Below are 25,410 nucleotides of genomic sequence, written 5' to 3' on the forward strand. Positions count from 1 at the left end.
GTATGTACCACTGCTGCGGCGCAAGGCGTCCTGCATCAAGGCACTCCGAACCACCATGTGGCGAGGCCGAGAAAGGCAAAGAAACCGACAACGTCGGTGACCGTGGTCACGAAGACGGCGGAAGCCACCGCCGGATCGACCTTGAAGCGGTCGAGCAGCAGCGGAATCAGGATGCCGGCCAATGCCGCAACGAACATGTTGATGACCATTGCCGCCGCGATGATGCCACCCAGATTGGGATCTCGGAACCAGGCAGCCGCGACGATGCCGATCAGGATGGCGAAGAGGATGCCGTTGATGAAGCCCACGCCCATCTCGCGACGGATGATGCGGCCGGCATTGTAGATGTCGAGATCCCTGGTCGCCAGCGCCCGCACCGTGACGGTCATGGTCTGCGAACCGGCATTGCCGCCCATGCCGGCCACGATCGGCATCAGCACCGCCAGCGCCACGATATGCTCGATCGTGCGATCGAACAGGCCGATCACCGACGCCGCCAGAAAGGCCGTCAGAAGATTGACCAGCAGCCACGGAACACGCGAACGCGAGGTCGACAAGATGCTGTCGGAGAGTTCTTCGTCGCCGACGCCGCCCATGCGCAACAGATCCTCCTCGGCTTCCTGCTGGATGACGTCGACCACATCGTCGATGGTCAGCACGCCGACCAGGCGCTCGTTCTCGTCGACGACGGCGGCGGAGAGAAGATCGTATTGTTCGAATTCCCGCGCGGCCTCTTCCTGGTCCATGGTCGCCGGAATGGCATGCCGCGTCTCATGCATGACCTCGTCGACCTTGACCGAGCGCTTGGTGCGCAGGATCTGGTCGAGATCGATGGCGCCAAGCAGCTTGAAGGTCGGATCGATGACGAAGATCTGGCTGAAGCGATCGGGAAGATTTTGGTCCTCGCGCATGTAGTCGATGGTCTGGCCGATCGTCCAGAACGGCGGCACCGCGACGAACTCCGTCTGCATGCGGCGGCCGGCGGTTTCTTCGGGATAATCGAGAGAGCGGCGCAGCCTGATCCGCTCGGTGAACGGCAGTTGCGACAGAATCTCGTCCTGATCTTCCTTTTCGAGATCCTCGAGAATGTAGACGGCGTCGTCGGAATCGAGTTCCTGCACCGCCTGAGCGATCTGCGCATTGGGCAGATTGTCGACGATCTCCATGCGGATCGCTTCGTCGACCTCGGTCAGCGCCGAGAAGTCGAAGTCGGCGCCCAAGAGTTCGACCAGCGCGCGGCGCTGTTCGGGGTGGAGCGTCTCGAGCAAGTGGCCGAGTTCCGACTGGTGCAGGTCGTCGACTTCGCGCTTCAGCGTCAGCGTGTCGCGATCGGCGATCGCCGCACCGATCTGGGCAAGGAACGACGACAGAATGACGCCGTCCTCGCCATAGATATCGGCGTGGCCGTCCTCAGCGGCTCTGGTGTCTTGTTCGTCCTGGCCTTCCACCAGCGCCTCCCGCCATCGGATTTCCGGAAAAGGTGCCAGTCAGGTCTAACGCGCAACACACGGGAATATCAAACGAAATGCGCCTCTCCTCCAATGGGCGAAAAATGTCCTGTCGGTGCAGCGACAATCAACAATCGAACCGGCGCAACCGATCTGGCCGCGCCGGTCGACCATAATGGGAGGTCGACCATAATGGAAAAAAATCCGGCGTATCGAAATCGGGACTGAAACTGCGTGGGCGGTTCCTTTACTGTTCGCGCACGAGGCGTCCGGTCACCCACCAGATCATCGACACCACAATAATAGAGGCGTAGCCGTCAACAGCATAATGCCATCCGGTATAGACCGACCCGTAAAGGATCATGGCCGCGAATGCCCAACCGAGGATGCCCAGCCAGCGGTTCAAGGACCAAAGCAGAAAGGCGTTCAATGTGGCAAAGGCAACGTGCACGCTCGGCATTGCGGAGATGCCGCCGCCAAGGTCGGACCGGCCGGTCTGGTAAAGCGTCAGAAGATATGCAGACGGCTCGCGCACCATATGGCCGTAGTCGAGACTGTCGATGGCGGTCTTGAGTCCGTGGAAACGATCCACGCCAACAAACTGGTAGTAGAAAACCGGCCCGACCGATGCCAGCGCCAAGGCCATGATGGTGCCGACGACGCATAGTGTCAGCGTTGCCGCCCAAAGGTATCGCACGGAGGCAATCCTGTCCGACCAGAGAGACACGAAAAGCATGATGCCGAACCATTGGAAAAACCAAATGACCTCATAGCTGTTCAAGACCACGATCGACCACGCGTTGCTGTCGAACCTGTGCGCCAGTTCCCAAGGCGCCATCCCGTGCAACCATTCGTCCAGATCGGCCAACCAGTTGTCCGCATAGTAGGGAACAACGGACGGAATGGCGATCTTGTAGGTATTGAACGCGGTCAGGATGGCGAAGAAGAAGAGAAGCACCAGCAAGCAGCGACGCCAGCGCATTCGAACAAAGTCTACGGCATAAAGAATTGGCTCTCCTCTGCCATGGATGAGTGCGGCGGAGCAGACCCCGATGACAAACAAAATCGGAATACCGAACGCGAATTTGTCGGCATAAATCAAGCTTAGATTGATGAAATATTTCGAACTTAATTCATAGGCGCATATTACATATACCGCCACCAAAAATGAAAGGCGCAGTGACCATTTTGTGGATGGACTATATTTCGTCACATCGGAAATCAGGGACACGCCAAATTACCTCGGAAGCCGCCGCGCAGGATTTCCGTATGTGATAGCGAGGCAAGCTTACCGTGGGGTTACTTCAGCGCTCGCATGCAGCTTCGCTCGCGGCCCAACGCGCAATAGAGGCGTGCCTTCGGCGGCATGGGTGCTCGGCCTTTCGCTCCGCCCGGCCAACCCCTTCTTCAAGGAGGGCACATCATCCAGGGTCACGGCGGCAAGATCGAATTGCAGGACAACCGGTCAAGTGGGCTCGTCGTTACCGTCGATCTGCCGAACGGGCCAGGCGTCCAGCCGTCATAAGACAGCTCACACGGCACTCGCGTCTGACGAGCGTCATCGCGCGAGAATGGCCGAAACGCCGGCGCGAACAAAGAAGGCCGCATGAACACAACGGTCCTCCTGCGCCAAGGCTTCGGAGGACACTCCTTCGTCCAACGACCTTCAGGTGGCCTGCCACCCGAAGCTCGAAGAGCGAAGGGTGGTGCGGTCGAGAAGACTCGAACTTCCACGGGTTGCCCCACAGCGACCTCAACGCTGCGCGTCTACCAATTCCGCCACGACCGCACGTGGTAGGAGCCGGAACGAACCGGCTCGCGGCGTGTAGCAAATCGTTTCCGGTGAAACAAGGGCGCGTCGCGCATAATCGCCCGGGAATTGGCATAACCCGCCAAAGGTTGAAATGCGCCCGGAACTGGACGTTTTGCTCGATTGCCGCCATATGAGGAACAACAAGAGATGCGCCATGACTGAACGCAGCCAGATCGCCACGTCATTCCTGCCTTTGCCCGGCTCGGCGCCGGTCGAATGGCGGATCGAACCCGGCCTCACCGCCTATCCCGACGCACTCGCCTTCATGGAGGCTCGCGCCGAAGCGATTAGAAGTGGTGCGGCCGGCGAGATGGTCTGGCTGGTCGAGCATCCGCCGCTCTACACGGCCGGCACCAGCGCCCATGTCGAGGATCTGATCGAGCCGGATCGTTTCCCGGTCTTCGCGGCCGGGCGTGGCGGCGAATACACCTATCACGGGCCGGGCCAGCGCGTCGCCTATGTCATGCTCGACCTCAAGCGCCGGCGCGAGGATGTCCGCGCCTTCGTCGCGGCGCTCGAACAATGGATCATCGGCACGCTCGCTGCCTTCAATGTGCGTGGCGAACGCCGCGAGGACCGCGTCGGCGTCTGGGTGGTGCGGCCGGATCGCCCCGCTTTGTCAGACGGATCGCCCGCCGAGGACAAGATCGCCGCCATCGGCATCAGGTTGCGCCGCTGGGTGAGCTTTCACGGCATCGCCATCAATGTCGAGCCGGATCTCGGCCATTTCAGCGGCATCGTTCCCTGCGGCGTTGCGGATCACGGCGTGACCAGCCTTGTCGATCTCGGCCTTCCCGTAACAATGGCCGATCTCGACCTGGCGCTGAAATCGGCCTTCGAAGATGTCTTCGGCCCGGCAGCGCCTTTGCCGGTCGAGGCGGCCCGCAAGGCCGGCTGAATATACTTGCTGGATTGGTTCTTTCTGAGATTCACGTCAGGCCCCAACCGAGGAGCCGGTCGGATGCCCAGAGGACCCCATAGCCATGGATGGCAAATACCGCCAGCAGCGCGCCGGCCATGGCAAAGCGATCGAATGTTCGAATCGGCTTCAGCTCATGGCGCGGCTTCACCGCGCTGCCCATCGTCAGCAGGCTGAGGATGGCGAAGACCGCCCCCGCCACGAACAGGAAGCCATGTGAAAAGCCGGCCCGCCAGCCGAGCGCCAGGAAGGCGGAAAGCAGGACAAATGAAGCCAGCGCCAGAGCGATCGGACCGGGGCAGATCTGACGCAGCACCTGGCCGCCATCGAACTTCCACACCGGCACCAGATTGGCGATATTGAATAGTGCGGCGCAGCCGGCGAGCGTCGCCAGCAACGCTGCGGCGAGCCGGTGTCCCTCCCCGCTGGCAAACGCGCTGGCAGCGATCAGCAGCGGCACCAGGAAAGCCGAGAAGCCGGCGCCCATCAGCGCCACGAAAGCCACCTCGAAACGGCTGTCATACGGCCGCCCGCCTATGGCAATGCCGCCAAGCAGCGGGATGAAGATCATCCGCACCTTGCGATGGCCCATCAGCCGGAACGCCGCCATGTGCCCGAGTTCGTGCAGGGCCACCACCGATGTCAGGATCGCGGCCAGCGCCAGGCCGCCAAGGTTCAACCCGAAGAACGGCCACAGGATGAATGCCGAGAGCACGGCGAAACCGATCTGGCTGAGGGGATGCTCGAACCAGCCGCCTTTGCGATAGCGTCCGGTCCTGGCCCATGCATCCAGCTTGCCGAGCTCACGGCGCATGGCGAAATAGCGAAAGATAGGAAAGGCGATGCCGCGATAGCGATCGGTCTGGCTGAGGATCACCCGCGTGAACTTGCCTTCGGGCATGAGCTCCGTGGTGGTGCGATAGTCCGCCCAGAAGGAGGCGTCGAGCGACGTGTCGTCGACGACACGCATGGAAAAGCGGCTCTCTTCAAAAACATCCTCAAGCAGAACCTTGCGCTCGATCGGCTGGCCGTCGCGTCCTTCCCAAGACAGAACGATCCGGGCCGCGCCCTGATCGTCCAGCGCCTCGGCGGAAAGGATTTCGCCCGACCAGCCGGCATCGCTTCCAAGCGGCCAAAGCGCCTGCCATAGCCGCCGCCGGTCCGCCGCCACCAGCCGGCTGAACCTGACTGTGCGCAAACCAAGCGGCGCGGTCAGCAGCAGAAAGATTAATCCGAGATTGCAGGCCACGAGAATGGCTGTGACGATGGGCGACACGTGACGCTACTCCCCTGTCTTCAGGGAACCCTATCGTCCGGGCGGCAAGAAAGGCTTAACGTCGCGACGGCTCACGGCCGCCGAAAGAGGGAGCGCGGAGTGCCGCCTTCTCACATGGCTCCGATCCAGATCGCCATGGAAATGAGAAACGTGCTCATGCACACCAGCGAAACGACATCCTGAACAAGATCGGCCATAACTCTCTCCTGTTGTTGATATGTTCATATTTTGTTCTATTTTTGTTCGAATGTCAACGACCAGGTCGGGACACACCGCGAAATTCCGGCCGATCAATTCAGCAGGGTTAAGGAAAGGTTGATGCGGCGAATGCCGGTTATCAAGCGCCGGCCAGGGCACGTCGAGACTCAGGTCAGGCCGAGTCGAGAATGGTGGATTCCGAGAACCGGAGCGGAGCGTACTTTTGGGTACGTGAGCACCGGAAGCGCAGGAAGCCGCCTTTCGCAGGCCGGCCTCACACTGAGTATCGCCGTGCCCTACTAAAGTGGGACCACCTTGCCGTCGGCCAGCGTCACACGGCGGTCCATGCGCGAGGCCAACTCGTGATTGTGAGTGGCGATCAGCGCCGCCAGGCCCGATTGCTTGACCAGCGCCTGCAGCGCTTCGAACACGTAGGAAGCGGTGACCGGGTCGAGATTGCCGGTCGGCTCGTCGGCAAGCAGCACCAGTGGCGCGTTGGCGACGGCGCGCGCAATGGCGACGCGCTGCTGCTCGCCGCCGGAGAGTTCCGACGGGCGATGCTGCGCCCGCTTGCCGATCTGCATGTAGTCGAGCAGTTGCGCCGCCCGCTCGGCCGCCTCCTTGGGCGCCAGCCCTTTGATGAGTTGCGGCATCATGATGTTTTCCAGCGCCGAGAATTCCGGCAGCAGATGATGGAACTGATAGACGAAGCCGACATCGTTGCGGCGGATCGCCGTGCGCTCGTCATCGGAAAGCCGCCCGCAGGCGCGCCCGGCCAGGATCACGTCGCCGGCGTCCGGCCGTTCCAGCAAGCCGGCGGTGTGCAGCAGGGTCGATTTGCCGGTGCCAGAAGGCGCCACCAGCGCCACGATCTCGCCGCGCCTAAGCGAAAAATCGGCGCCATTGAGAATTGTCAGCTTGCGCGGCCCCTGGACATAGTGCCGCTCGACGCCCTTCAGCTCGATAATGGTGGCCTCGGCCATCATTCGTACCTCAGCGCTTCGACCGGATCGAGCCTGGCCGCGCGCCATGCCGGAAACAGCGTCGCCAGGAACGACAGCGCCAGCGCCATCAGCACCACCGAGATCGTCTCGCTGGCGTCCATGCGGGCCGGCAACTGGCTGAGGAAATAGAGCTCGGGGTTGAACAGCCGCTCATTGGCCAGCCAGGAGAAGAACTGGCGGATGCGCTCGACGTTGAGGCAGATGACGACGCCCAGCAGCACGCCGGCGATGGTGCCGACCACGCCGATCGCCGCACCCGTCATCAGGAAGATGCGCAGGATGGCGCCACGCGTGGCGCCCATGGTGCGCAGGATGGCGATGTCGTGGCCCTTGTCCTTCACCAGCATGATCAGGCCCGAAATGATGTTGAGCGCCGCCACCAGCACGATCAGGGTCAGGATCATGAACATGACGTTGCGTTCCACCTGCAGCGCGTCGAAGAAAGTCTTGTTGCGCTCCCGCCAGTCGACGAGGTTGACCGGGCGCTGGGCGGCCTCCTCGACCTTCGGTTTCAGCGCATCGACATTGTCGGGATTGTCGACATAGACCTCGATCGTCTGGGCGCGGCCGTCCAGGTTGAAATAGAGCTGCGCTTCCGAAAACGGCATATAGACGATGGAGCTGTCATACTCCGACATGCCGACTTCGAAGATCGCGGTGATCGGATAGCCCTTCATCCGCGGCGTCGTGCCGAGCGGCGTGACGTCGCCGTCGGGCGAGATCAGCGTGATCGTGTCGCCGAGCGCAAGGCCGAGATTCTCGGCCATGCGGCTGCCGATGGCGACGCCCTCGCTGGTGTCGAAGCCCGCGATCGAGCCCTGCTTGATGTTGTTGGCGACGATCGAGATCTTGCCCAGATCCTCGCCGCGTATGCCGCGCACCAGCGCCCCGGTGCCGCCGCCGATATTGCCTTGCGCCAGCACCTGTCCGTCGATCAGCGGAATGGCGTATTTGACGCCGGACACGCCGTTGATGCGGCTGGCGACCTGCGCATAATCCTCCAGCGGCATGTCGAGCGGCTGCACGATCAGATGTCCGTTGACGCCGAGAATGCGGGTCAAGAGTTCGGCGCGGAACCCGTTCATCACCGCCATGACGACGATCAGCGTGGCGACGCCCAGCATGATGCCGAGAAAGGAGATCGAGGCGATGACCGAGATCACCGTCTCCTTGCGGCGCGAGCGCAGATAGCGCCACGCCACCATGCGCTCGAAGACGGAAAACGGCCCGGCGGCCAGGGGTTTTGCTGCTGCCGCCTCGCTCATGCGGCGATACCGAAACGCTTTTTCACATCCGCGATCGGCAGCGTCTCGCGCTCGCCAGTCTTGCGGTTCTTGACCTCGACGTCGCCGGCGGCAACGCCGCGCGGCCCGACTATCACCTGCCACGGCAGGCCGATCAGGTCGGCGGTGGCGAACTTTCCGCCCGGCCGCTGGTCGGTGTCGTCGTAGAGCACGTCCTTGCCGGCGGCGGTCAGCGCCGCATAAAGCTCGCCGCTGACGCGGTCGCATTCGGCGTCGCCAACCTTCATGTTGATCAGGCCGACATCGAACGGCGCCACCGCTTCCGGCCAGATGATGCCGTTGTCGTCATGGCTGGCTTCGATGATGGCCGCGACCAGCCGCGAGGGCCCGATGCCGTAGGAGCCCCCGGAGACGAAATGGTCCTTGCCGTCGGGTCCGGTCACCTTGGCGCCCATCGGCTTGGAATATTTGTCGCCGAAATGGAAGATATGCCCGACCTCGATGCCGCGTGCCGAGACGCGGTCGCTTGTCGAGACCTTCTCCCAGGCCGCCTCGTCATGCATTTCGTCGGTGGCGGCGTAGGGCGTCGTCCATGTCTTGACGATACCGCCGATCTCTCCATCGTTGGAGAAATCGGTGTTTTCGTCAGGCACAGCGAGCGAAAGATAGTCGCGATGGCAGAAAACCTGGCTCTCGCCGGTGTCGGCCAGGATGATGAATTCGTGGCTGAGGTCGCCGCCGATCGGCCCGGTGTCGGCGCGCATCGGAATGGCCTGCAGGCCCATGCGTGTGAAGGTCCTGAGATAGGACACGAACATTCTGTTATAGGCGGCCTTGGCGCCCTCATAGTCGAGATCGAAGGAGTAGGCGTCCTTCATCAGGAACTCGCGCGAGCGCATGACGCCGAATCGCGGCCGCACCTCGTCGCGGAATTTCCACTGGATGTGATAGAGGTTGATCGGCAGATCCTTGTAGGACCTGACATGGGAGCGGAAGATCTCGGTGACCATTTCCTCATTGGTCGGACCGTAGAGCATGTCGCGGTCCTGCCGGTCCTTGATGCGCAGCATCTCCTTGCCATAGTCCTCGTAGCGGCCGCTTTCGCGCCACAGCTCGGCCGATTGGATGGTCGGCATCAGGATTTCGAGTGCGCCGGCGCGGTCCTGCTCCTCGCGAATGATCCGGCAAACCTTGTCCAGCACGCGCTTGCCGAGCGGCAGCCAGGAAAAGCTGCCCTGCCCCTGCTGGTGGATCATGCCGGCGCGCAGCATCAGCCGATGTGAGACGATCTCGGCCTCGCGCGGATTTTCTTTGAGAATGGGCAGGAAATAGCGCGACAAACGCATGGACTGATCCGTGAGAGAGGATTGCCGCATCGGAATCGGCGCGGCGGTGGCTTGCTTGCCCCGGCTTCATAGCTATTTCATGACGGAATGGAAACCCGGCCCATGGCGTCGAAATGGCGCTGCGACGGGTGCGGCAATGCCACTCAAAGCCTTGCTGGTCGTTTCGCAAGCAACGCCTGCCACACTATTGTGCAGTGCAGCACGAGATTGCCTGTTTCGAGGCAAAATTCTGCGTGACAATTTCACCTGCCTTAGGCTAGTGTGCCCTGATAACCGAGAGGGCGGAGAATAATCTGCTCTCCTACGCGGTCAAAGTCTTGGGAGGATGCGATCTAGGCGCGGTTACTCGCTGCCGCCGGATACCGGAAACAGATCGGACGCGTTTAAATTGCAAGGCCTCGGCCTTGCATTTTTTTTGTGCAATCATCTGCTTAGCACAGCGTATTGCCAAACTGCTTTATCCCACGCATGGCGCTCAAAGCGCGTCCCATGGGCTTGACCCGAGGCACCCGGCTAACGCGCATAAAACAAGAAATTTACGCGCGTAAGATGAATCCTTGAGGCGCGACGCACCCTCGCAGCAGCATTACAAATCCGGAGCCGGCTTTGTTTTTTGGCATCTAAAGCGCGTCGCGTTGAAACGGATTCAGTCGACGCGCTTTAGCTGTTTCTTTGTGCATGTCGTTGCCCCAAAACGGCTGCGCACTTTTGGGCGACATGTATTAGCGCGCTTGCGTTCAGGACGACGGAAAGAGCCTTGCCGCTACGCTAGTGCTTAGGCGTCTGGTTGAAATCCGGCACGATGTGCGGGATGTCGTCGATGCCGAGTCCCAGCCCTCTGGTGATGCCGTAGAAGATGCCGATGAGGACCAGAGTGGCGATAGTCGTGCGCAGCGCGGCGCGCAGCATATGCGGTCCGCGCGGCGCACTCGGAACCGTGCCCAGCGTCACGTCCTCGTCTTCATCCTGCGTCCGCATACTGAACGGCAGGACGGCGAACAGCACCACCCACCAAGTGGCGAAGAACAGCGCGATGAACGAAACCCAGTTCATGCTTGCTCCAGTTCGACCAGCGTGCCGAAGAAATCCTTGGGATGCAGAAACAGCACCGGCTTGCCATGCGCACCGGTTCTCGGGTTGCCGTCTCCCAAAACACGCGCGCCGGCTGCCTTGAGCTGGTCCCGCGCGGCCAGGATATCGTCGACCTCGTAGCAGACATGATGCATGCCGCCGGAGGGATTCTTCTCAAGGAAAGCCGCGATCGGTGACCCCGCGCCGAGCGGCTCGAGCAGTTCGATCTTGGTGTTGCCGACATCGACGAACACCACGGTCACGCCGTGCTCGGGCAGCGCCTGCGGCGCGGTCACCCGGGCGCCGAGCGTATCGCGATAGGCCGCCGTCGCCGTGGCCAAATCCGGCACGGCAAGCGCGACATGGTTCAGGCGACCGAGCATTGACTGCGTCCTTAGGGCAGTAAGGCAATAGCAGTAGGGAAAAACGACTTTCTCCCCCCACTGCCATACTGCCCTACTCCCCTATTCCCTTACCGTGTGACGAACACTGTCACCAGCGGCTTCTTGCCCCAGGCTTCGTTGGCGGCGCCGCGTACGGCACGACGCACCGCTTCCTGCACGAGGTCCAGGTCTTTTCGGCGCTGACGGGGGATGGAGTCCACGGCGCCGATTGCCGCATCGAGCATCAAGTCTTCCAGGGTCTCGCCGCGGGCATCGGCCTCGGCGACGCCGATGGCGACCAGATCGGGATCGCCGGCGAGCTCGTATTTGTCGTCGAGCACGACATTGACCGCGACATGGCCGGCGAAGGACAGCTTGCGCCGGTCGCGAATGCCCATTGCCTGGTCGGTGCCAATCAGCCGACCATCCTTGTAGACGCGGCCGAACGGCACCTGGTCGATGATCGTGGCCGCGCCTGGATATAGCCTGAGCATATCGCCGTCGCGCACCTGCGCCACCTGGCCGATGCCGGATATCGACATCAGCGAGCCCTGCGCCACCAGATGCGCCGCCTCGCCATGCACGGGAACGCCGATCTGCGGGCGCACCCACTCGTACATCTTGCGCAATTCGTTGCGACGCGGATGGCCGGAGACATGCACCAGCGCGTCGCCGTCCTCGATGATCCTGATGCCGAGATCGATCAGGCGGTTCTTGATCTCGAGGATCGCCTTTTCGTTGCCGGGAATGGTGCGCGAGGAAAACACCACCGTATCGCCTGCCGTCAGCGACACCGATTTCATCTCTTCGCGCGACAGTTTCGCCAGGGCCGCAAGCGGCTCGCCCTGGCTTCCGGTGCAGATGATGACCAGGTTTTCGCGCGGGATGAAACCGTAATCCTCCTCGGCGATGAATTCGGGCAGCCCGTCCATATAGCCGAGTTCGCCCGCCACATCGATGACACGCTTCAGCGAACGGCCGAGCACCAGGCACTGCCGGCCGGCGTCCCGTGCCGCCTTGGCAATGGAAACGATGCGCCCGACATTGGAGGAGAAAGTGGTGACGGCGACACGGCCCTTGGCGTTCTGGATGACGCCCTTGAGGCCCTCGCCCACCGCGACTTCCGACGGCGACTCGCCTTCCCGCATCGCATTGGTGGAATCGCAGATCAGCGCCAGCACGCCCTTTTCGCCATAGGCGCGGAAGCGCGCCTCGTCGGTCTTCGGTCCGATCGTCGGCTCCGGGTCGATCTTCCAGTCGCCGGTGTGGATGACGGTGCCGGCCGGCGAGGTGATCGCCAAGGACATCGGTTCCGGAATGGAGTGCGCCACCGGAATGGCCTCGATCTCGAACGGGCCGATGGTGAACTTTTCGCCGGCCCGATAGATCGTCAACGGGATCTTCGGCGCGCCCTGTTCGCCTTGCCGCTTGGCCTCCAGCAACCCGGCGCTGAACGGCGTCATCCAGACCGGCGCTTTGAGCTTCGGCCAGATATCGAGCAGCGCGCCGTAGTGATCCTCATGCGCGTGGGTGATGACGATGCCGCGCAGATTGGCGAGGTTCTCCTCGATGAAGCGCGTATCGGGCAGGATCAGGTCGACGCCCGGATGCGCCGCGTCGGGAAATGTAACCCCGACATCGACGACGATCCATTCACGCGCATTGGCCGGCCCGTAGCCATAGAGGGCGAAGTTCATGCCGATCTCGCCGACGCCGCCGAGCGGCACGAAGACGAGTTCGGCGTTTTCCGCATTCGCCATGATATTTCCTTTCCTGGCCGGTCAAAGCCCGCCGATCAAACCCGGGCTGACGCAACCGCGCCGAAATGCACGTCGCCGGCGGCGATCGTCAGAACCGAACCCTCATCGTCGCGGATCACGAAACGGCAGTCCTCGTCAATGGTCTCGAAGGTGCCGCGCACCACATTACCGTCAATTCTGACAGCAACCTGCCCGCCAAGCCCCGCCGCGCGCGCCAGCCAGCGCTGCCTGACGGCCGACAGACCGCGCCCGTCGTTCCACAACCGCGCATTCTCGCTCCAGGCGTCCGACAGCGCCAGAAACAACGTCTCGGCATCGCAGGTAGCGCCCAGCGCGTAAAGCGATGTCGCCGGATAAGGTAAATCCTCGGGATATGCCACCACATTGACGCCGATGCCGACCGCCACCGCGAAACGGTCGCCACCCAGAACAGCCGATTCCAGCAGGATGCCGGCAAGCTTGGCGCCGGAGGCCAGCACGTCGTTCGGCCATTTCAGCTCGAAACGGTTCTTGCCTTGGCTGGCGCCGTCGAGGCCGATCGAGATCCTGCCCTTCGGCACGACAGCGTCGAGCGCGTCGGCGAGCGCCAGTCCGGCGACAAAGCCGAGCGTCGCGGCAAGCCGAAGCTCGGCATTGGTGACGACGAGCAGTGTCGCCGCAAGATTGCCCTCGGGCGTCGCCCAGACCCGGCCGCGCCGGCCACGTCCGCTTTCCTGCTTCTTTGAAACGACCCAGAGCTTACCGCGGTCGCCCGCCCGCGCATGGTCCAGCGCCAGCGCATTGGTGGAACCGACCGTGTCATGCGCCTCGAGCCGGAAGCCTTCAGACGCCGCGGTTGGAGCCAGCCGAAATGCCATCCCGTCTAAAAGAAGGTCTTTGCGGCAGCTTCGGCATAGGTGCCGATCGGTCCGCCGATCAGCACGTAGAACAGCACGAAGGCGCCACTGACGCCGAGCACGACTCTGAGTTCGGTCGCCATCGGCACAAAACCGCCGACCGGCTCATCGAACCACATGATCTTGATGATGCGCAGATAGTAATAGGCGCCCACCACCGAGGCCAGCACGCCGATGATCGCCAGCGCGTAAAGGCCAGCGTTGATGGCGGCGAGGAACACGTACCACTTCCCCCAGAAACCGGCGAGCGGCGGGATGCCGGCCAGCGAGAACATCAGAATGGTCAGGATCGTCGCCATGACCGGATTGGTCGAGGATAGGCCGGCGAGATCGCTGATCTGTTCGACATTGCCTTCCTTGCGTCGCATGGCGAGGATGAAAGCGAAGGTGCCGAGCGTCATCACCAGATAGATCAACATGTAGATGGCGACGCCGCGCACGCCGGCCTGGCTGTTGGCGGCAAGGCCGACCAGCGCGTAGCCCATATGGCCGATCGAGGAATAGGCCATCAGCCGCTTGATGTTGGTCTGGCCGATGGCCGCGAAGGCGCCGAGCGCCATCGAGGCGATCGAGATGAAGACGATGATCTGCTGCCAGTCGGAAGCGATCGGCTTGAAAGCGCCCATGGTGACGCGCACGATCAGCGCCATCGCCGCCATTTTCGGCGCCGCTGCGAGGAAAGCCGTCACCGGCGTCGGTGCGCCTTCATAGACGTCAGGCGTCCACATGTGGAACGGCACCGCCGATATCTTGAAGGCGAGGCCGGCCAGCACGAAGACCAGGCCGAAGACCAGGCCAAGCTGGCGCTCGCCACTGCCCAGCGCGGTGGCGATCTCCTGGAAGCCGGTATTGCCGGTGTAGCCGTAGACGAGGCTGATGCCGTAGAGCAGCATGCCCGACGACAGCGCGCCAAGAACAAAATACTTCAGGCCGGCCTCGGTCGAGCGCAGATTGTCGCGGTTGATTGCCGCCAGCACGTAGATCGCCAGCGATTGCAGTTCGAGGCCAAGATAGAGCCCGATCATGCCATTGGCCGAGATCATCAGCATCATGCCGAGCGTGCACAGCAGGATCAGCACCGGATACTCGAACTTGTCGAAATGCTCCGCCTTGGCGAAGCGCATCGACATGACCAGCGTCACCGCCGAACCGATCAGCGCCAGCACCTTCATGAAGCGGGAGAAGGGATCCTGGACGAAGGCTTCGCTGTAAGCACTGCCGTGCCCCGTGGAAAAGACCAGCCAGAGGCCTGATATCACCAGGACGGCAACGGCAAGACCGGTCACCAAGGAGGTGTTGTTTGTGCGCGAATAGGCGCCCACCATCAACAGCGCCAGGGCGCCGATGGCGAGGATCAGCTCAGGCGTCGAAAGCGACAGGCTGGAGAGAAGGTCCGGAGTCATGGTTCGCAAAACCCCTGCTCAGTTCGCCGCCGCGGTCTGCGCGGTGCCGATGGATGCGGTGACATTGGTGACGAGCGCCTTGACCGATGCGGCCGTCGCGTCGAAGACCGGCGCCGGATAGACGCCGAAGAAGATGACCAGCACGACCAGCGGATAGATGATGACCTTCTCGCGCGCCGACAGGTCAAGCAACCCCTTCAGGCTGTCCTTGGTCAGCGCACCAAAGATCACCCGGCGGTAGAGCCAGAGCGCATAGGCAGCCGACAGGATGACGCCGGTGGCGGCGAAGAACGCCACCCAGGTGTTGACCCGGAACACGCCGAGCATGGTCAGGAACTCGCCGACGAAGCCGCTGGTGCCGGGCAGGCCGACATTGGCCATGGTGAAGATCAGGAACACCGTGGCGTATTTCGGCATGTTGTTGACCAGCCCGCCATAGGCGTCGATCTCGCGCGTGTGCATGCGGTCATAGATGACGCCGACACACAGGAACAGCGCGCCGGAGACGAGGCCGTGCGACAGCATCTGGAAGATCGCGCCCTGCACGCCTTCCTGGTTCATCGCGAAGATGCCCATGGTGACGAAGCCCATATGGGCGACCGACGAATAGGCGATCAGCTTCTTCATGTCCTCCTGCATCAGCGCCACCAGCGAGGTGTAGATGATGGCGACGACCGACAGCGTAAACACCAGCGGCGCGAACATTTCCGAGGCCAGCGGGAACATCGGCAGCGAGAAGCGCAGGAAGCCGTAACCGCCCATCTTGAGCAGGATGGCGGCCAGGATCACCGAACCGGCGGTCGGCGCCTCGACGTGCGCGTCGGGCAGCCAGGTATGCACCGGCCACATCGGCATCTTCACCGCGAAGGAGGCGAAGAAGGCGAGCCACAGCCAGGTCTGCATGTTGGCCGGGAAATTATGCGTCAGCAGCGTCGGGATGTCGGTGGTGCCGGACTGGAAGAACATCGCCATGATAGCGAGCAGCATCAGCACCGAGCCGGCCAGCGTGTAGAGGAAGAACTTGAACGATGCATAGACGCGCCGCTTGCCGCCCCACACGCCGATGATGATGAACATCGGGATCAGGCCGGCCTCGAAGAAGACGTAGAACAGGACGATGTCCAGCGCGCAGAACACGCCGATCATCAGCGTTTCCAGCAAAAGGAACGCGATCATGTAGGCCTTGACGCGCTTCTCGATCGATTCCCAGGAAGCCAGGATGCAGAGCGGCATCAGGAACGTGGTCAGGATGACGAACAGCATCGAGATGCCGTCGACGCCCATATGGTAGGAAATGCCGGAATCCAGCCAGGCGAGCTTTTCCACGAACTGGAAGCCGGGTTGCGAATTGTCGAAGCCGGTCCAGATGAACAGCGAAATGATGAAAGTGATGCTCGTCGTCCACAGCGCGATGGCGCGGATGTTGCGGCGTGCGTTCTCGCTGTCATCCCTGATGAACAGGATCAACAGTACACCCACCAGCGGCAGGAAGGTGACCAGCGAGAGAAGGTTGGACCAAGCGGTCATCAGAGCATCATCCAGGTGACGAGTGCGGCAACGCCGATCAGCATGGCGAAGGCATAGTGATAGAGGTAGCCGGTCTGCAGCTTGACGACACGGTTGGTGACATCGACGACGCGCGCCGAAATGCCGTCAGGTCCGAGCCCGTCGATGATGGTGCCGTCGCCGGTCTTCCACAGGAAGTGGCCGAGGCGCTTTGCCGGCCGCACGAACAGGAAATCGTACAGCTCGTCGAAATACCACTTGTTGAGCAGGAAGGCGTAGAGCAAGCGATGGTTGGCGGCGACACTGCGGGGCAATTCCGGCGAGCGGATGTAGAACTTCCAGGCAATCAAGAAGCCGATCACCATGGCGACGAAGGGTGACAGTTCCACCCACAGCGGCAGCTCGTGGATGTCGTGCAGGATGTGGTTCTCCGGCAGCGTGAACAGCGACGCCTTCCAGAACTCGGCATAGCCCTCGCCGATGAAGGCGCCATGGAAGATCACGCCGGCAAACAGCGCGCCCGCCGCCAGGATGAACAGCGGCACCAGCATCACCGGCGGCGATTCATGGACATGGTGCATCACCTCGTGGCTCGCCCGCGGCTCGCCGTGGAAGGTCATGAAGATCAGCCGCCAGGAGTAGAAGGAGGTGAAGGCGGCGGCGACGACCAGCATCACGAAGGCAAAGCCGGCGAACATATTGTGCCCGGCAAAGGCGCTTTCGATGATGGCGTCCTTGGAGAAGAAGCCGGCGGTGCCGATGACGGTCACCGGAATGCCGACGCCGGTCAGCGCCAGCGTGCCGATCACCATCATCCAGTAGGTCTTCGGGATGAGTGTCCTGAGGCCGCCCATCTTGCGCATGTCCTGCTCGTCGGAGACGGCATGGATGACCGAACCCGAGCCGAGGAACAGCAGCGCCTTGAAAAAGGCATGCGTGAACAGATGGAAGATCGCCGCGCCATAGGCGCCAACGCCGAGCGCCACGAACATGTAGCCGAGCTGCGAGCAGGTCGAATAGGCGATGACGCGCTTGATGTCGTTTTGGACGAGGCCGACTGTCGCCGCGAAGAAGGCGGTGAAGGCGCCGATGAAGGTGACCACGGTCAGCGCCGAATGCGACAGTTCGAACAGCGGCGACAGCCTCGCCAGCATGAACACGCCGGCCGTCACCATGGTGGCGGCATGGATGAGTGCGGAGACCGGCGTCGGGCCTTCCATGGCGTCGGGCAGCCAGGTGTGTAGCGGCACCTGCGCCGACTTGCCCATCGCGCCCATGAACAGCAAGAGGCAGACCACGGTCATCGCCGCTTGCTTGTCGAGCGCATAGCCGAGGAAAGTCAGCACAGCAGCGCCCTGCGGCGCGCCTTCCGCCGGGATGAACGACGCCGCATTGGCGAAGATGGTGCCGAGATTGACCGAGCCGAACAGCACGAACACGCCGAAGATGCCGAGCGCGAAGCCGAAATCGCCGACGCGGTTGACGACGAAGGCCTTGATCGCCGCGGCGTTTGCCGACGGTTTCTTGTACCAGAAGCCGATCAGCAGGTAGGACGCCAGGCCGACGCCTTCCCAGCCGAAGAACATCTGCACCAGATTGTCAGCCGTTACCAGCATCAGCATGGCGAAGGTGAACAGCGACAGGTAGGCAAAAAAGCGCGGCCGGTTCGGATCGTGGTGCATGTAGCCGATCGAGTAGATATGGACCAGCGCCGACACCGTGTTGACGACCACCAGCATCACCACCGTCAGCGTGTCGATCCTCAGCGCCCACGCCGCATCGAGGCCGCCCGACTGGATCCAGCGCAGCACCGGCACGGTGAACACTTGCCCCTCGCCGAAGCCGACGGAGAAGAAGGCGACCCACGACAGCACCGCCGAAATCACCAGGAATCCGGAGGTGATGTATTCGGATGCCTTGGCACCGAGCGAATTGCCGAACAGGCCGACGATCAGGAAGCCGAGCAGCGGAAGGAAGACGATGGCCTGGTACATTGTGGTTCCGTCAACCCTTCATCATGTTCACGTCTTCGACCGCGATCGAACCGCGGTTGCGGAAGAAGACGACAAGGATGGCAAGACCGATGGCGGCCTCGGCCGCCGCGACCGTCAGCACGAACAGCGCGAACACCTGGCCGACGAGGTCGCCAAGCGCGGCCGAAAAGGCGACGAAATTGATGTTGACGGCGAGCAGGATCAGCTCGATCGACATCAGGATGACGATGATGTTGCGGCGGTTGAGGAAGATGCCGAACACGCCGAGCGTGAACAGGATCGCCGATACGGTGAGATAGTGCGCGATGCCGACGGTCATCTCAGATCCCCTCGCCTGTCTTGACCTTGCGGATTTCCATGCCCGTCGCCGGCGTGCGGCCGACCTGGGCTGCGATCGACTGCCGCTTGACGCCCGGCTTGTGGCGCAGCGTCAGCACGATGGCGCCGATCATGGCGACCAGCAGGATGAGGCCCGCGACCTGGAAGTAGTAGAGGTAGTCGGTATAGAGGATGTCGCCGAGCGCCGCCGTGTTCGAGCGCGCGGCAAGGTCCGGAATGGGTTTTGACACCGTCGCGGCCAGTTGCGGCGCGAACGTATAGCCGCCGAGCACGACGATCAGCTCCGCCGCCAGGATCAGCCCGACCAGTGCGCCGATCGGCGCGTATTGCAGGGCGCCTTCCTTCATCTCGGCGAAATCGACGTCGAGCATCATGACGACGAACAGGAACAGCACCATGACCGCGCCGACATAGACGACGAGCAGGATCATCGCCAGGAACTCGGCCCCGGTCAGCATGAACAGGCCGGCGGCATTGAAGAAGGTCAGGATCAGGAACAGCACCGAATGCACGGGATTGCGCGACGAAATGACCATGAACGCCGACGCCACCGCGACAAAGGCGAAGAGGTAGAAAAAGGCCGCCTCTAGTCCACTCAGCATGGGGTTCCCCCGGGTTTCCTGTCCGAACAGGACGCTCGTCCTGTTCGATGTTTGCCACCGCCTCCGGTCGGCAAGTTGCGTTGTCCTTAAACGAGGCCCCTCGCCTCGTCCATGCGTCAAATGTCAGCGATACGGCGCGTCCAGCGAGATGTTGCGCGCCAGTTCGCGCTCCCAGCGGTCGCCATTGGCCAGCAGCTTGTCCTTGTCGTAATAAAGTTCCTCGCGCGTTTCCGTCGCGAATTCGAAATTCGGCCCCTCGACGATGGCGTCGACCGGGCAGGCTTCCTGGCAGAAGCCGCAATAGATGCACTTCACCATGTCGATGTCGTAGCGCACGGTGCGGCGCGTGCCGTCGTTGCGGCGCGGTCCGGCCTCGATGGTGATCGCCTGCGCCGGGCAGATCGCCTCGCACAATTTGCAGGCGATGCAGCGTTCCTCGCCATTGGGATAGCGGCGCAGCGCATGCTCGCCGCGGAAGCGTGGGCTCACCGGTCCCTTCTCGTGCGGATAGTTGATCGTCTCCTTTGGTGCGAAAAACTGGCGCATCGACAGGAAGAAGGCGCTGACGAAGTCCTGCAGCAGTAGCGACTTTGCGGCTTGAGTTAGTGCACCCATTTGCCACTCCCAAACATCTGTATTGCGGCAACTGCGCCGACAAAACCAAACAAGATAGGCATCTGAAAACGGTACATAAGTCTCGTCAGAGAGGCCACTTTCTGCTTATCCCAACCGAACACCGGGGCTCGATAGTTTTCAGCCAGCCTCTGGTTCTGCTGCCGCAAAACGAAAGGCAACAAAACCACGTTGCCAAAGATCGCAATAAGCACGCCGACAGCGGCTCCTAGAAACCCAACGGTCAGATCACCCATCACGCCATCCCCGTGAGCTTTAGGAAGGCGGCGACGATCACCACCATCGCCAGCGAGATCGGCAGGAAGACTTTCCAGCCGAGCCGCATCAACTGGTCATAGCGGTAGCGTGGCACGAACGCCTTCACCATGGAGAACATGAAGAACATCAGGCAGACCTTGAGCACGAACCAGATCAGCCCCGGCACCCAGGTGAAGGGCGCGAAGTCGAAGGGCGGCAGCCAGCCGCCGAGGAACAGGATGGTGGCCAGGGCGCACATCAGCACAACGGCGACATATTCGCCGAGGAAGAACAGCAGGAACGGCGTCGACGAATATTCGACCATATGGCCGGCGACCAGTTCCGATTCGGCTTCCACCAGGTCGAAAGGCGGTCGGTTCGTCTCGGCCAGCGCCGAGATGAAGAAGATGACGAACATCGGAAACAGCGCCAGCCAGTGCCAGTCGAGAAAGGTGTTGGGCAGACCGAGCTTTGTGCCCAGCCCGTCCTGCTGCGACAGCACGATGTCGGACAGGTTGAGCGAGCCGACGCAGAGCAGCACGGTGACGATGACGAAACCGATCGAGACCTCGTAGGACACCATCTGCGCGGCCGAGCGCAGCGCGCCGAGGAACGGATATTTCGAGTTCGACGCCCAGCCGCCCATGATCACGCCATAGACCTCGAGCGAGGAGATGGCGAAGACATAGAGGATGCCGACATTGACGTTGGCGATCGCCCAGCCCTCATTGACCGGAATGACCGCCCAGGCCGAGATCGCCAGCACCGCCGACACCAGCGGCGCCAGCAGGAATACGCCCTTGTTGGCGCCGGACGGGATCACCGGCTCCTTGAACACGAACTTCAAAAGATCGGCGAAAGCCTGCAGCGTGCCCCATGGGCCGACGACGTTCGGGCCGCGGCGCAACTGCACCGCCGCCCAGATCTTGCGGTCGGCATAAAGCAGATAGGCGACCGCAATCAAAAGCACGACGATCAGCACGACGGACTTCAAGAGGATGATCAGCGCCGGCAGCACGTAGAAGGAGAAGAAGGTGTCCATGCTTATTCCGCCGCCTGCCTGAAGCCGTTTTTCGCCAGCGCCGAGCACTCCGCCATCACGGCCGACGCCCGCGCGATCGGGTTTGTCAGGTAGAAATCCTTGACCGGCGAGGTGAAGGCGCCCTTGTTCAGCCGACCGCCGAGCTTCGCCACCTTGGCGATATCATCGGCATTGCCTGCCTCGACATGATCGATGCGGGCGAGATGCGGATGGTCCGCATAGAGTTTCGCGCGAAGCTGCGGCAGCGAATCGAACGGCAGCTTCTTGCCCAGCACATCCGACAGCGCTCGCAGAATTGCCCAGTCCTCGCGCGCATCTCCCGGCGCAAAGCCGGCGCGGTTGGTCTGCTGCACGCGGCCTTCGGTGTTGACATAGGTGCCCGACTTTTCGGTATAGGCGGCACCCGGCAGGATGACATTGGCGCGGTGCGCGCCCTGGTCGCCATGCGTGCCGACATAGACGACGAAGGCGCCTCCGGTCTTGGCCATGTCGATCTCGTCGGCGCCGAGCAGGAACAGCACCTCCATCTCGCCCAGCATGCCGGCGACGTTCTTGCCGCCTTCGCCCGGCACGAAGCCGAGGTCGAGCCCGCCGACACGTCCCGCCGCATTGTGCAGCACGGCAAAACCGTTCCAGTCGGCCCGGGCGGCGTTGACGGCCATGCCAAGCTTCGCCGCCAGGCCGAGCACGGCCGCGCCATCGGCGCGCGCCAGCGCGCCCTGGCCAACGATGATAAGCGGATGCGTCGCTTTCTTCAGCACCTGGAAGAACTTGGCATTGCCGTCCGCCAGGTCCTTCAGCGAGTCGGGTCCGGCGCCGAGCTGCTCATACTCGTAGCGCGTATCGCCGACGTCGCCGATGACACCGACCGGCAAATTGCCGATGCGCCAGCGCTTGCGGATGCGGGTGTTGAGCACCGAAGCCTCGAAGCGCGGATTGGCGCCGATGATCAGCACCGCGTCGGCCTGCTCGATGCCCTCGATGGTCGGATTGAAGACATAGCTGGCCCGGCCGAGCGACGGATCGAGCGCCGCGCCATCCTGGCGGCAATCGGTATTGTTCGAACCAAGCGCGGCCATCAGCAGCTTCAGCGCATAGATTTCCTCAACAGCCGCGAGATCGCCAGCAATGGCGCCGATCTTTTCGGACGCTGTCTTCGACACCGCGTCCTTGATCGCGGCAAAGACCTCGGCCCAACTTGCCGGAACGAGCTTGCCATCCTTGCGAACATAGGGGCGATCGAGGCGCTGCGTGCGCAAGCCGTCCCAGATGAAGCGGGTCTTGTCGGAAATCCACTCCTCGTTCACCGCCTCGTTGACGCGCGGCAGGATGCGCATCACCTCGCGGCCCCTGGAATCGACGCGGATCGCCGAGCCGACGGCATCCATCACGTCGATGGATTCGGTCTTGGTCAGCTCCCACGGCCGCGCCTGGAAGGCGTAGGGTTTGGAGGTCAGCGCGCCGACCGGGCAAAGGTCGATGACATTGCCCTGCAGTTCCGAAGTCATGGCGCTTTCGAGATAGGTGGTGATCTCGGCATCCTCGCCGCGGCCGATCAGGCCGAGCTCGGAAATGCCGGCAACCTCTGTCGTGAAGCGGACGCAGCGCGTGCAATGGATGCAGCGGTTCATCACCGTCTTGACCAGCGGCCCGATATATTTGTCTTCGACCGCCCGCTTGTTCTCGTGATAGCGCGAGGAATCGACGCCGAAGGCCATCGCCTGGTCCTGCAGGTCGCATTCGCCGCCCTGGTCGCAGATCGGGCAATCCAGCGGATGGTTGATCAGCAGGAACTCCATCACGCCTTCCCTGGCCTTCTTGACCATCGGCGTGTTGGTGAAGATTTCCGGCGGCTCGCCATTGGGGCCGGGGCGCAGGTCGCGCACGCCCATGGCGCAGGATGCCTGCGGCTTGGGCGGCCCGCCCTTCACCTCGATCAGGCACATGCGGCAATTGCCGGCGATCGACAGCCGCTCATGGAAGCAGAAACGCGGCACCTCGGCACCTGCATCCTCGGCCGCCTGCAGCAGCGTGTAATGGTCGGGTACAGTGATCTCTTTCCCGTCGACCTTGAGCTTTGCCATTTCGTCTCAAACCCCTGCGGACGTTCCGCAATCTTTCTGTCCGTGCGCGGCAGAAGCCGCGCACGGTATTGAATTCAACGTTTGGCCCCGGCCAGCGCCGCCGCTTGGGCGATCCAGTCGTCGCGATCGATGCGGCCCTTGAACGACAGGTAGTCGTCGACCCAGGCGATCTCTTCCGGCGTCCATGCCGCGATCTGCGCATAGGTCCAGATACCCAGGCCGTTCAGCACCTTTTCCAGCTTGGGCCCGATGCCCGATATCGCCTTGAGGTCGGCTGGCTTCGCCGGCCGGTCCATGGCCTTGGGCTGCTTGAAATCCTCAGGCATCAGGCCGGCCGGTACGCCGCCGGCCGCGGAGCCTGTATTCGCCGCGTTTGCCGCACCGCCCTTGGTGCTCGCCGCTATGTCATTCACCTCCCTGGCGAAGGACTGCGCCCTGGCGATCAAGGTTTTCGTCGCGGCGCGCGCCTTGGTCGAGGAACTTGCCTGTGTCTCCGAAACCGCCTCGGCCCTCGCTTCGAAATCATCGATGATCGGCTGGAACAGGCGCTGCGAGGCCTCGGCGGCACCCGAGAGCGCGCCCATCCACACGCCAAAGGCGTGGTTGGCCAGCCCGATGCCGAGCGCCGACATCGCCGCCGCGCCCGCGACAGGGTGCGCCAGGAGATTGACGGCGCTGGCCATCTCCTTCGGCATCATCCTGGTCAGGTCCTGGTTCATCTTCTCGAACGGGTCCAAATCGGGCATCAAATCGTCGGGTCTCGAATACAGCGACATAGGTGGTCTCCTGGTCGTTTCTTCCGTTGCCCCGAGCCTGTTTCCTCAAAATCGAGCTCTCGCTCGTATTCCAAATCGAGCTCTCGCTCGTATTTCAAATCGGGCGTTTGCCCGTATTTCAAACTCTATTCCGCCGCCACCATCACCGGTTCGGCCCGGTGGGCGTTGCGCGAAAACTCGTCGATGCGCCGCTCCACCTCGCCGCGGAAGTGCCGCATCAAGCCCTGGATCGGCCAGGCCGCCGCATCGCCCAGCGCGCAGATCGTGTGGCCCTCGACTTGCTTGGTGACGTCGAGCAGCATGTCGATCTCGCGCTTCTGCGCCTCGCCGCGCACCAGCCGTTCCATCACCCGCCACATCCAGCCGGTGCCTTCACGGCATGGCGTGCACTGGCCGCAGCTCTCGTGCTTGTAGAAATAGGAGAGCCGGGCGATCGCCTTAACGATATCGGTGGATTTGTCCATGACGATGACAGCCGCCGTGCCGAGACCCGATTTCAGGTCGCGCAGCGCGTCGAAATCCATCGGTGTGTCGATGATCTGCTCGGCCGGCACCAGCGGCACGGAAGCGCCACCCGGAATGACCGCCAGCAGATTGTCCCAGCCGCCACGGATGCCGCCGCAATGCGTCTCGATCAATTCGCGGAACGGGATCGACATCGCCTCTTCGACGGTGCACGGATTGTTGACGTGGCCCGAGATGCAGAACAGCTTGGTGCCGACATTGTTGGGCCGGCCGAAGGACGAGAACCAGGCCGCGCCCCGGCGCAGGATGGTCGGCGCGACCGCGATGGACTCGACATTGTTGACCGTGGTCGGGCAACCATAGAGGCCGACATTGGCCGGGAATGGCGGCTTCAGCCGGGGCTGGCCCTTCTTGCCTTCGAGGCTTTCGAGCAGCGCCGTCTCCTCGCCGCAGATATAGGCGCCGGCGCCGTGATGCATGTAGATGTCGAAATCGTAGCCGGATGTGTTGTTCTTGCCGATCAGCTTGGCTTCATAGGCCTCGTCGATGGCGCGCTGCAGCGCCTCGCGCTCGCGGATGAACTCGCCGCGCACATAGATGTAGGCGGCAATCGCGCCCATGGCGAAGCCGGCGATCAGGCAGCCTTCGACCAGCGTATGCGGGTCATGGCGCAATATATCGCGATCCTTGCAGGTGCCAGGTTCGGATTCGTCGGCGTTGACGACGAGATAGCTCGGCCGGCCGTCGCTCTGCTTGGGCATGAACGACCATTTCAAGCCCGTCGGGAAACCGGCGCCGCCGCGGCCGCGCAGGCCCGAGGCCTTCATCTCGTTGACGATCCAATCGCGCCCCTTGGCGATGATGCCGGGCGTGCCGTCCCAGGCGCCGCGCGCCATCGCGCCGGCCAGCGACTTGTCGAAGAGGCCGTAGATGTTGTTGAAGATGCGGTCTTTGTCCTGAAGCATTGTTCG

22 protein-coding genes and 1 tRNA gene are annotated in these 25,410 nt (G+C 62.5%); 1 reads left to right on the top strand and 22 read right to left on the bottom strand.

The annotated features are described in order from the left end of the window. Positions 1–35: 35 nt before the first annotated feature. The 3 genes from mgtE to C9427_RS17265 form a co-directional block, all read right to left on the bottom strand. Entirely contained in the window at positions 36–1,448 is a 1,413-nt protein-coding gene (gene mgtE, locus C9427_RS17255) for a magnesium transporter (RefSeq protein WP_107650336.1), read from the bottom strand. Between the two features lie 247 nt (positions 1,449–1,695). Beyond that, positions 1,696–2,679, bottom strand: a complete 984-nt coding sequence (locus tag C9427_RS17260) for a phosphatase PAP2 family protein (protein WP_107650337.1) — start codon at positions 2,677–2,679, stop codon at positions 1,696–1,698. A 473-nt stretch (positions 2,680–3,152) separates the two neighbouring features. Then, positions 3,153–3,237 (bottom strand) — tRNA-Leu (locus tag C9427_RS17265). 178 nt (positions 3,238–3,415) lie between these two features. On the opposite strand from C9427_RS17265, the gene lipB reads away from it, so the two are divergent. Beyond that, positions 3,416–4,159 (top strand): lipoyl(octanoyl) transferase LipB, encoded by a 744-nt coding sequence (gene lipB / locus C9427_RS17270; protein WP_107650418.1) that lies wholly within the window; start codon positions 3,416–3,418, stop codon positions 4,157–4,159. Positions 4,160–4,190: 31 nt separating this feature from the next. Here lipB and C9427_RS17275 read toward each other — a convergent pair whose 3' ends face one another. The 19 genes from C9427_RS17275 to nuoF form a co-directional block, all read right to left on the bottom strand. After that, entirely contained in the window at positions 4,191–5,456 is a 1,266-nt protein-coding gene (locus tag C9427_RS17275; protein WP_107650338.1) for a zinc metalloprotease, read from the bottom strand. Between the two features lie 497 nt (positions 5,457–5,953). After that, positions 5,954–6,637 carry an ABC transporter ATP-binding protein gene (locus C9427_RS17280; RefSeq protein ID WP_107650419.1) on the bottom strand — a complete coding sequence of 228 codons (684 nt, stop codon included), beginning with the start codon at positions 6,635–6,637 and terminating at the stop codon, positions 5,954–5,956. Further along, complete coding sequence (locus tag C9427_RS17285) at positions 6,637–7,923, bottom strand: lipoprotein-releasing ABC transporter permease subunit (protein ID WP_107650339.1); 1,287 nt, start codon at positions 7,921–7,923, stop codon at positions 6,637–6,639. Before C9427_RS17285 ends, C9427_RS17280 begins: the two co-directional genes overlap by 1 nt. Continuing rightward, positions 7,920–9,248: a proline--tRNA ligase gene (proS, locus tag C9427_RS17290; RefSeq protein WP_107650340.1), complete on the bottom strand. Its 1,329-nt coding sequence runs from the start codon at positions 9,246–9,248 to the stop codon at positions 7,920–7,922. The genes C9427_RS17285 and proS overlap by 4 nt, the downstream gene beginning before the upstream one ends. A 768-nt stretch (positions 9,249–10,016) precedes the next feature. Beyond that, positions 10,017–10,301: a DUF1467 family protein gene (locus tag C9427_RS17295; protein WP_107650341.1), complete on the bottom strand. Its 285-nt coding sequence runs from the start codon at positions 10,299–10,301 to the stop codon at positions 10,017–10,019. Then, positions 10,298–10,702 (bottom strand): methylmalonyl-CoA epimerase, encoded by a 405-nt coding sequence (gene mce / locus C9427_RS17300; RefSeq protein WP_107650342.1) that lies wholly within the window; start codon positions 10,700–10,702, stop codon positions 10,298–10,300. Before mce ends, C9427_RS17295 begins: the two co-directional genes overlap by 4 nt. Before the next feature lie 89 nt (positions 10,703–10,791). Next, positions 10,792–12,462, bottom strand: coding sequence for a ribonuclease J (locus C9427_RS17305; protein ID WP_107650343.1), 1,671 nt, complete (start codon positions 12,460–12,462; stop codon positions 10,792–10,794). A 35-nt stretch (positions 12,463–12,497) separates the two neighbouring features. Beyond that, positions 12,498–13,319 (bottom strand): biotin--[acetyl-CoA-carboxylase] ligase, encoded by an 822-nt coding sequence (locus C9427_RS17310; RefSeq protein ID WP_107650344.1) that lies wholly within the window; start codon positions 13,317–13,319, stop codon positions 12,498–12,500. 5 nt (positions 13,320–13,324) lie between these two features. Then, complete coding sequence (nuoN, locus tag C9427_RS17315; RefSeq protein WP_107650345.1) at positions 13,325–14,761, bottom strand: NADH-quinone oxidoreductase subunit NuoN; 1,437 nt, start codon at positions 14,759–14,761, stop codon at positions 13,325–13,327. A gap of 18 nt (positions 14,762–14,779) precedes the next feature. Next, the gene (locus C9427_RS17320) at positions 14,780–16,288 is read right to left on the bottom strand and encodes an NADH-quinone oxidoreductase subunit M (RefSeq protein WP_107650346.1); all 1,509 of its coding nucleotides are present in this window, start codon (positions 16,286–16,288) and stop codon (positions 14,780–14,782) included. Continuing rightward, the gene (gene nuoL, locus C9427_RS17325; protein ID WP_107650347.1) at positions 16,288–18,261 is read right to left on the bottom strand and encodes an NADH-quinone oxidoreductase subunit L; all 1,974 of its coding nucleotides are present in this window, start codon (positions 18,259–18,261) and stop codon (positions 16,288–16,290) included. Before nuoL ends, C9427_RS17320 begins: the two co-directional genes overlap by 1 nt. A 10-nt stretch (positions 18,262–18,271) precedes the next feature. Further along, entirely contained in the window at positions 18,272–18,580 is a 309-nt protein-coding gene (gene nuoK / locus C9427_RS17330) for an NADH-quinone oxidoreductase subunit NuoK (RefSeq protein ID WP_006335669.1), read from the bottom strand. Between the two features lies 1 nt (position 18,581). After that, the gene (locus tag C9427_RS17335; protein WP_107650348.1) at positions 18,582–19,202 is read right to left on the bottom strand and encodes an NADH-quinone oxidoreductase subunit J; all 621 of its coding nucleotides are present in this window, start codon (positions 19,200–19,202) and stop codon (positions 18,582–18,584) included. Between the two features lie 123 nt (positions 19,203–19,325). Next, complete coding sequence (gene nuoI / locus C9427_RS17340) at positions 19,326–19,817, bottom strand: NADH-quinone oxidoreductase subunit NuoI (RefSeq protein ID WP_077383425.1); 492 nt, start codon at positions 19,815–19,817, stop codon at positions 19,326–19,328. Beyond that, positions 19,805–20,071 (bottom strand): hypothetical protein, encoded by a 267-nt coding sequence (locus C9427_RS17345; RefSeq protein ID WP_107650349.1) that lies wholly within the window; start codon positions 20,069–20,071, stop codon positions 19,805–19,807. The genes nuoI and C9427_RS17345 overlap by 13 nt, the downstream gene beginning before the upstream one ends. Further along, entirely contained in the window at positions 20,071–21,114 is a 1,044-nt protein-coding gene (gene nuoH / locus C9427_RS17350; RefSeq protein WP_107650350.1) for an NADH-quinone oxidoreductase subunit NuoH, read from the bottom strand. The genes C9427_RS17345 and nuoH overlap by 1 nt, the downstream gene beginning before the upstream one ends. A 2-nt stretch (positions 21,115–21,116) precedes the next feature. Beyond that, entirely contained in the window at positions 21,117–23,198 is a 2,082-nt protein-coding gene (gene nuoG, locus C9427_RS17355; RefSeq protein WP_107650351.1) for an NADH-quinone oxidoreductase subunit NuoG, read from the bottom strand. 74 nt (positions 23,199–23,272) lie between these two features. Then, the gene (locus C9427_RS17360) at positions 23,273–23,974 is read right to left on the bottom strand and encodes an NADH-quinone oxidoreductase subunit E (protein ID WP_107650352.1); all 702 of its coding nucleotides are present in this window, start codon (positions 23,972–23,974) and stop codon (positions 23,273–23,275) included. A 125-nt stretch (positions 23,975–24,099) separates the two neighbouring features. Then, on the bottom strand, positions 24,100–25,404 hold the full coding sequence (gene nuoF / locus C9427_RS17365; RefSeq protein ID WP_107650353.1) for an NADH-quinone oxidoreductase subunit NuoF: 1,305 nt from the start codon (positions 25,402–25,404) through the stop codon (positions 24,100–24,102). Between the last annotated feature and the right edge of the window lie 6 nt (positions 25,405–25,410).

Origin of the sequence: Mesorhizobium helmanticense (assembly GCF_003034915.1) — a bacterium.
Taxonomy (GTDB): Bacteria; Pseudomonadota; Alphaproteobacteria; order Rhizobiales; family Rhizobiaceae; genus Mesorhizobium; species Mesorhizobium helmanticense.

Bases quoted from the DNA above. Each gene is read 5' to 3' on its own strand.
- lipB (WP_107650418.1), top strand. From the start codon at position 3,416: ATGACTGAACGCAGCCAGATCGCCACGTCATTCCTGCCTTTGCCCGGC.
- C9427_RS17280 (WP_107650419.1), bottom strand. From the start codon at position 6,637: ATGGCCGAGGCCACCATTATCGAGCTGAAGGGCGTCGAGCGGCACTAT.
- C9427_RS17285 (WP_107650339.1), bottom strand. From the start codon at position 7,923: ATGAGCGAGGCGGCAGCAGCAAAACCCCTGGCCGCCGGGCCGTTTTCC.
- proS (WP_107650340.1), bottom strand. From the start codon at position 9,248: ATGCGTTTGTCGCGCTATTTCCTGCCCATTCTCAAAGAAAATCCGCGC.
- C9427_RS17295 (WP_107650341.1), bottom strand. From the start codon at position 10,301: ATGAACTGGGTTTCGTTCATCGCGCTGTTCTTCGCCACTTGGTGGGTG.
- mce (WP_107650342.1), bottom strand. From the start codon at position 10,702: ATGCTCGGTCGCCTGAACCATGTCGCGCTTGCCGTGCCGGATTTGGCC.
- C9427_RS17305 (WP_107650343.1), bottom strand. From the start codon at position 12,462: ATGGCGAATGCGGAAAACGCCGAACTCGTCTTCGTGCCGCTCGGCGGC.
- C9427_RS17310 (WP_107650344.1), bottom strand. From the start codon at position 13,319: ATGGCATTTCGGCTGGCTCCAACCGCGGCGTCTGAAGGCTTCCGGCTC.
- nuoN (WP_107650345.1), bottom strand. From the start codon at position 14,761: ATGACTCCGGACCTTCTCTCCAGCCTGTCGCTTTCGACGCCTGAGCTG.
- C9427_RS17320 (WP_107650346.1), bottom strand. From the start codon at position 16,288: ATGACCGCTTGGTCCAACCTTCTCTCGCTGGTCACCTTCCTGCCGCTG.
- nuoL (WP_107650347.1), bottom strand. From the start codon at position 18,261: ATGTACCAGGCCATCGTCTTCCTTCCGCTGCTCGGCTTCCTGATCGTC.
- nuoK (WP_006335669.1), bottom strand. From the start codon at position 18,580: ATGACCGTCGGCATCGCGCACTATCTCACCGTATCGGCGATCCTGTTC.
- C9427_RS17335 (WP_107650348.1), bottom strand. From the start codon at position 19,202: ATGCTGAGTGGACTAGAGGCGGCCTTTTTCTACCTCTTCGCCTTTGTC.
- nuoI (WP_077383425.1), bottom strand. From the start codon at position 19,817: ATGGGTGCACTAACTCAAGCCGCAAAGTCGCTACTGCTGCAGGACTTC.
- C9427_RS17345 (WP_107650349.1), bottom strand. From the start codon at position 20,071: ATGGGTGATCTGACCGTTGGGTTTCTAGGAGCCGCTGTCGGCGTGCTT.
- nuoH (WP_107650350.1), bottom strand. From the start codon at position 21,114: ATGGACACCTTCTTCTCCTTCTACGTGCTGCCGGCGCTGATCATCCTC.
- nuoG (WP_107650351.1), bottom strand. From the start codon at position 23,198: ATGGCAAAGCTCAAGGTCGACGGGAAAGAGATCACTGTACCCGACCAT.
- C9427_RS17360 (WP_107650352.1), bottom strand. From the start codon at position 23,974: ATGTCGCTGTATTCGAGACCCGACGATTTGATGCCCGATTTGGACCCG.
- nuoF (WP_107650353.1), bottom strand. From the start codon at position 25,404: ATGCTTCAGGACAAAGACCGCATCTTCAACAACATCTACGGCCTCTTC.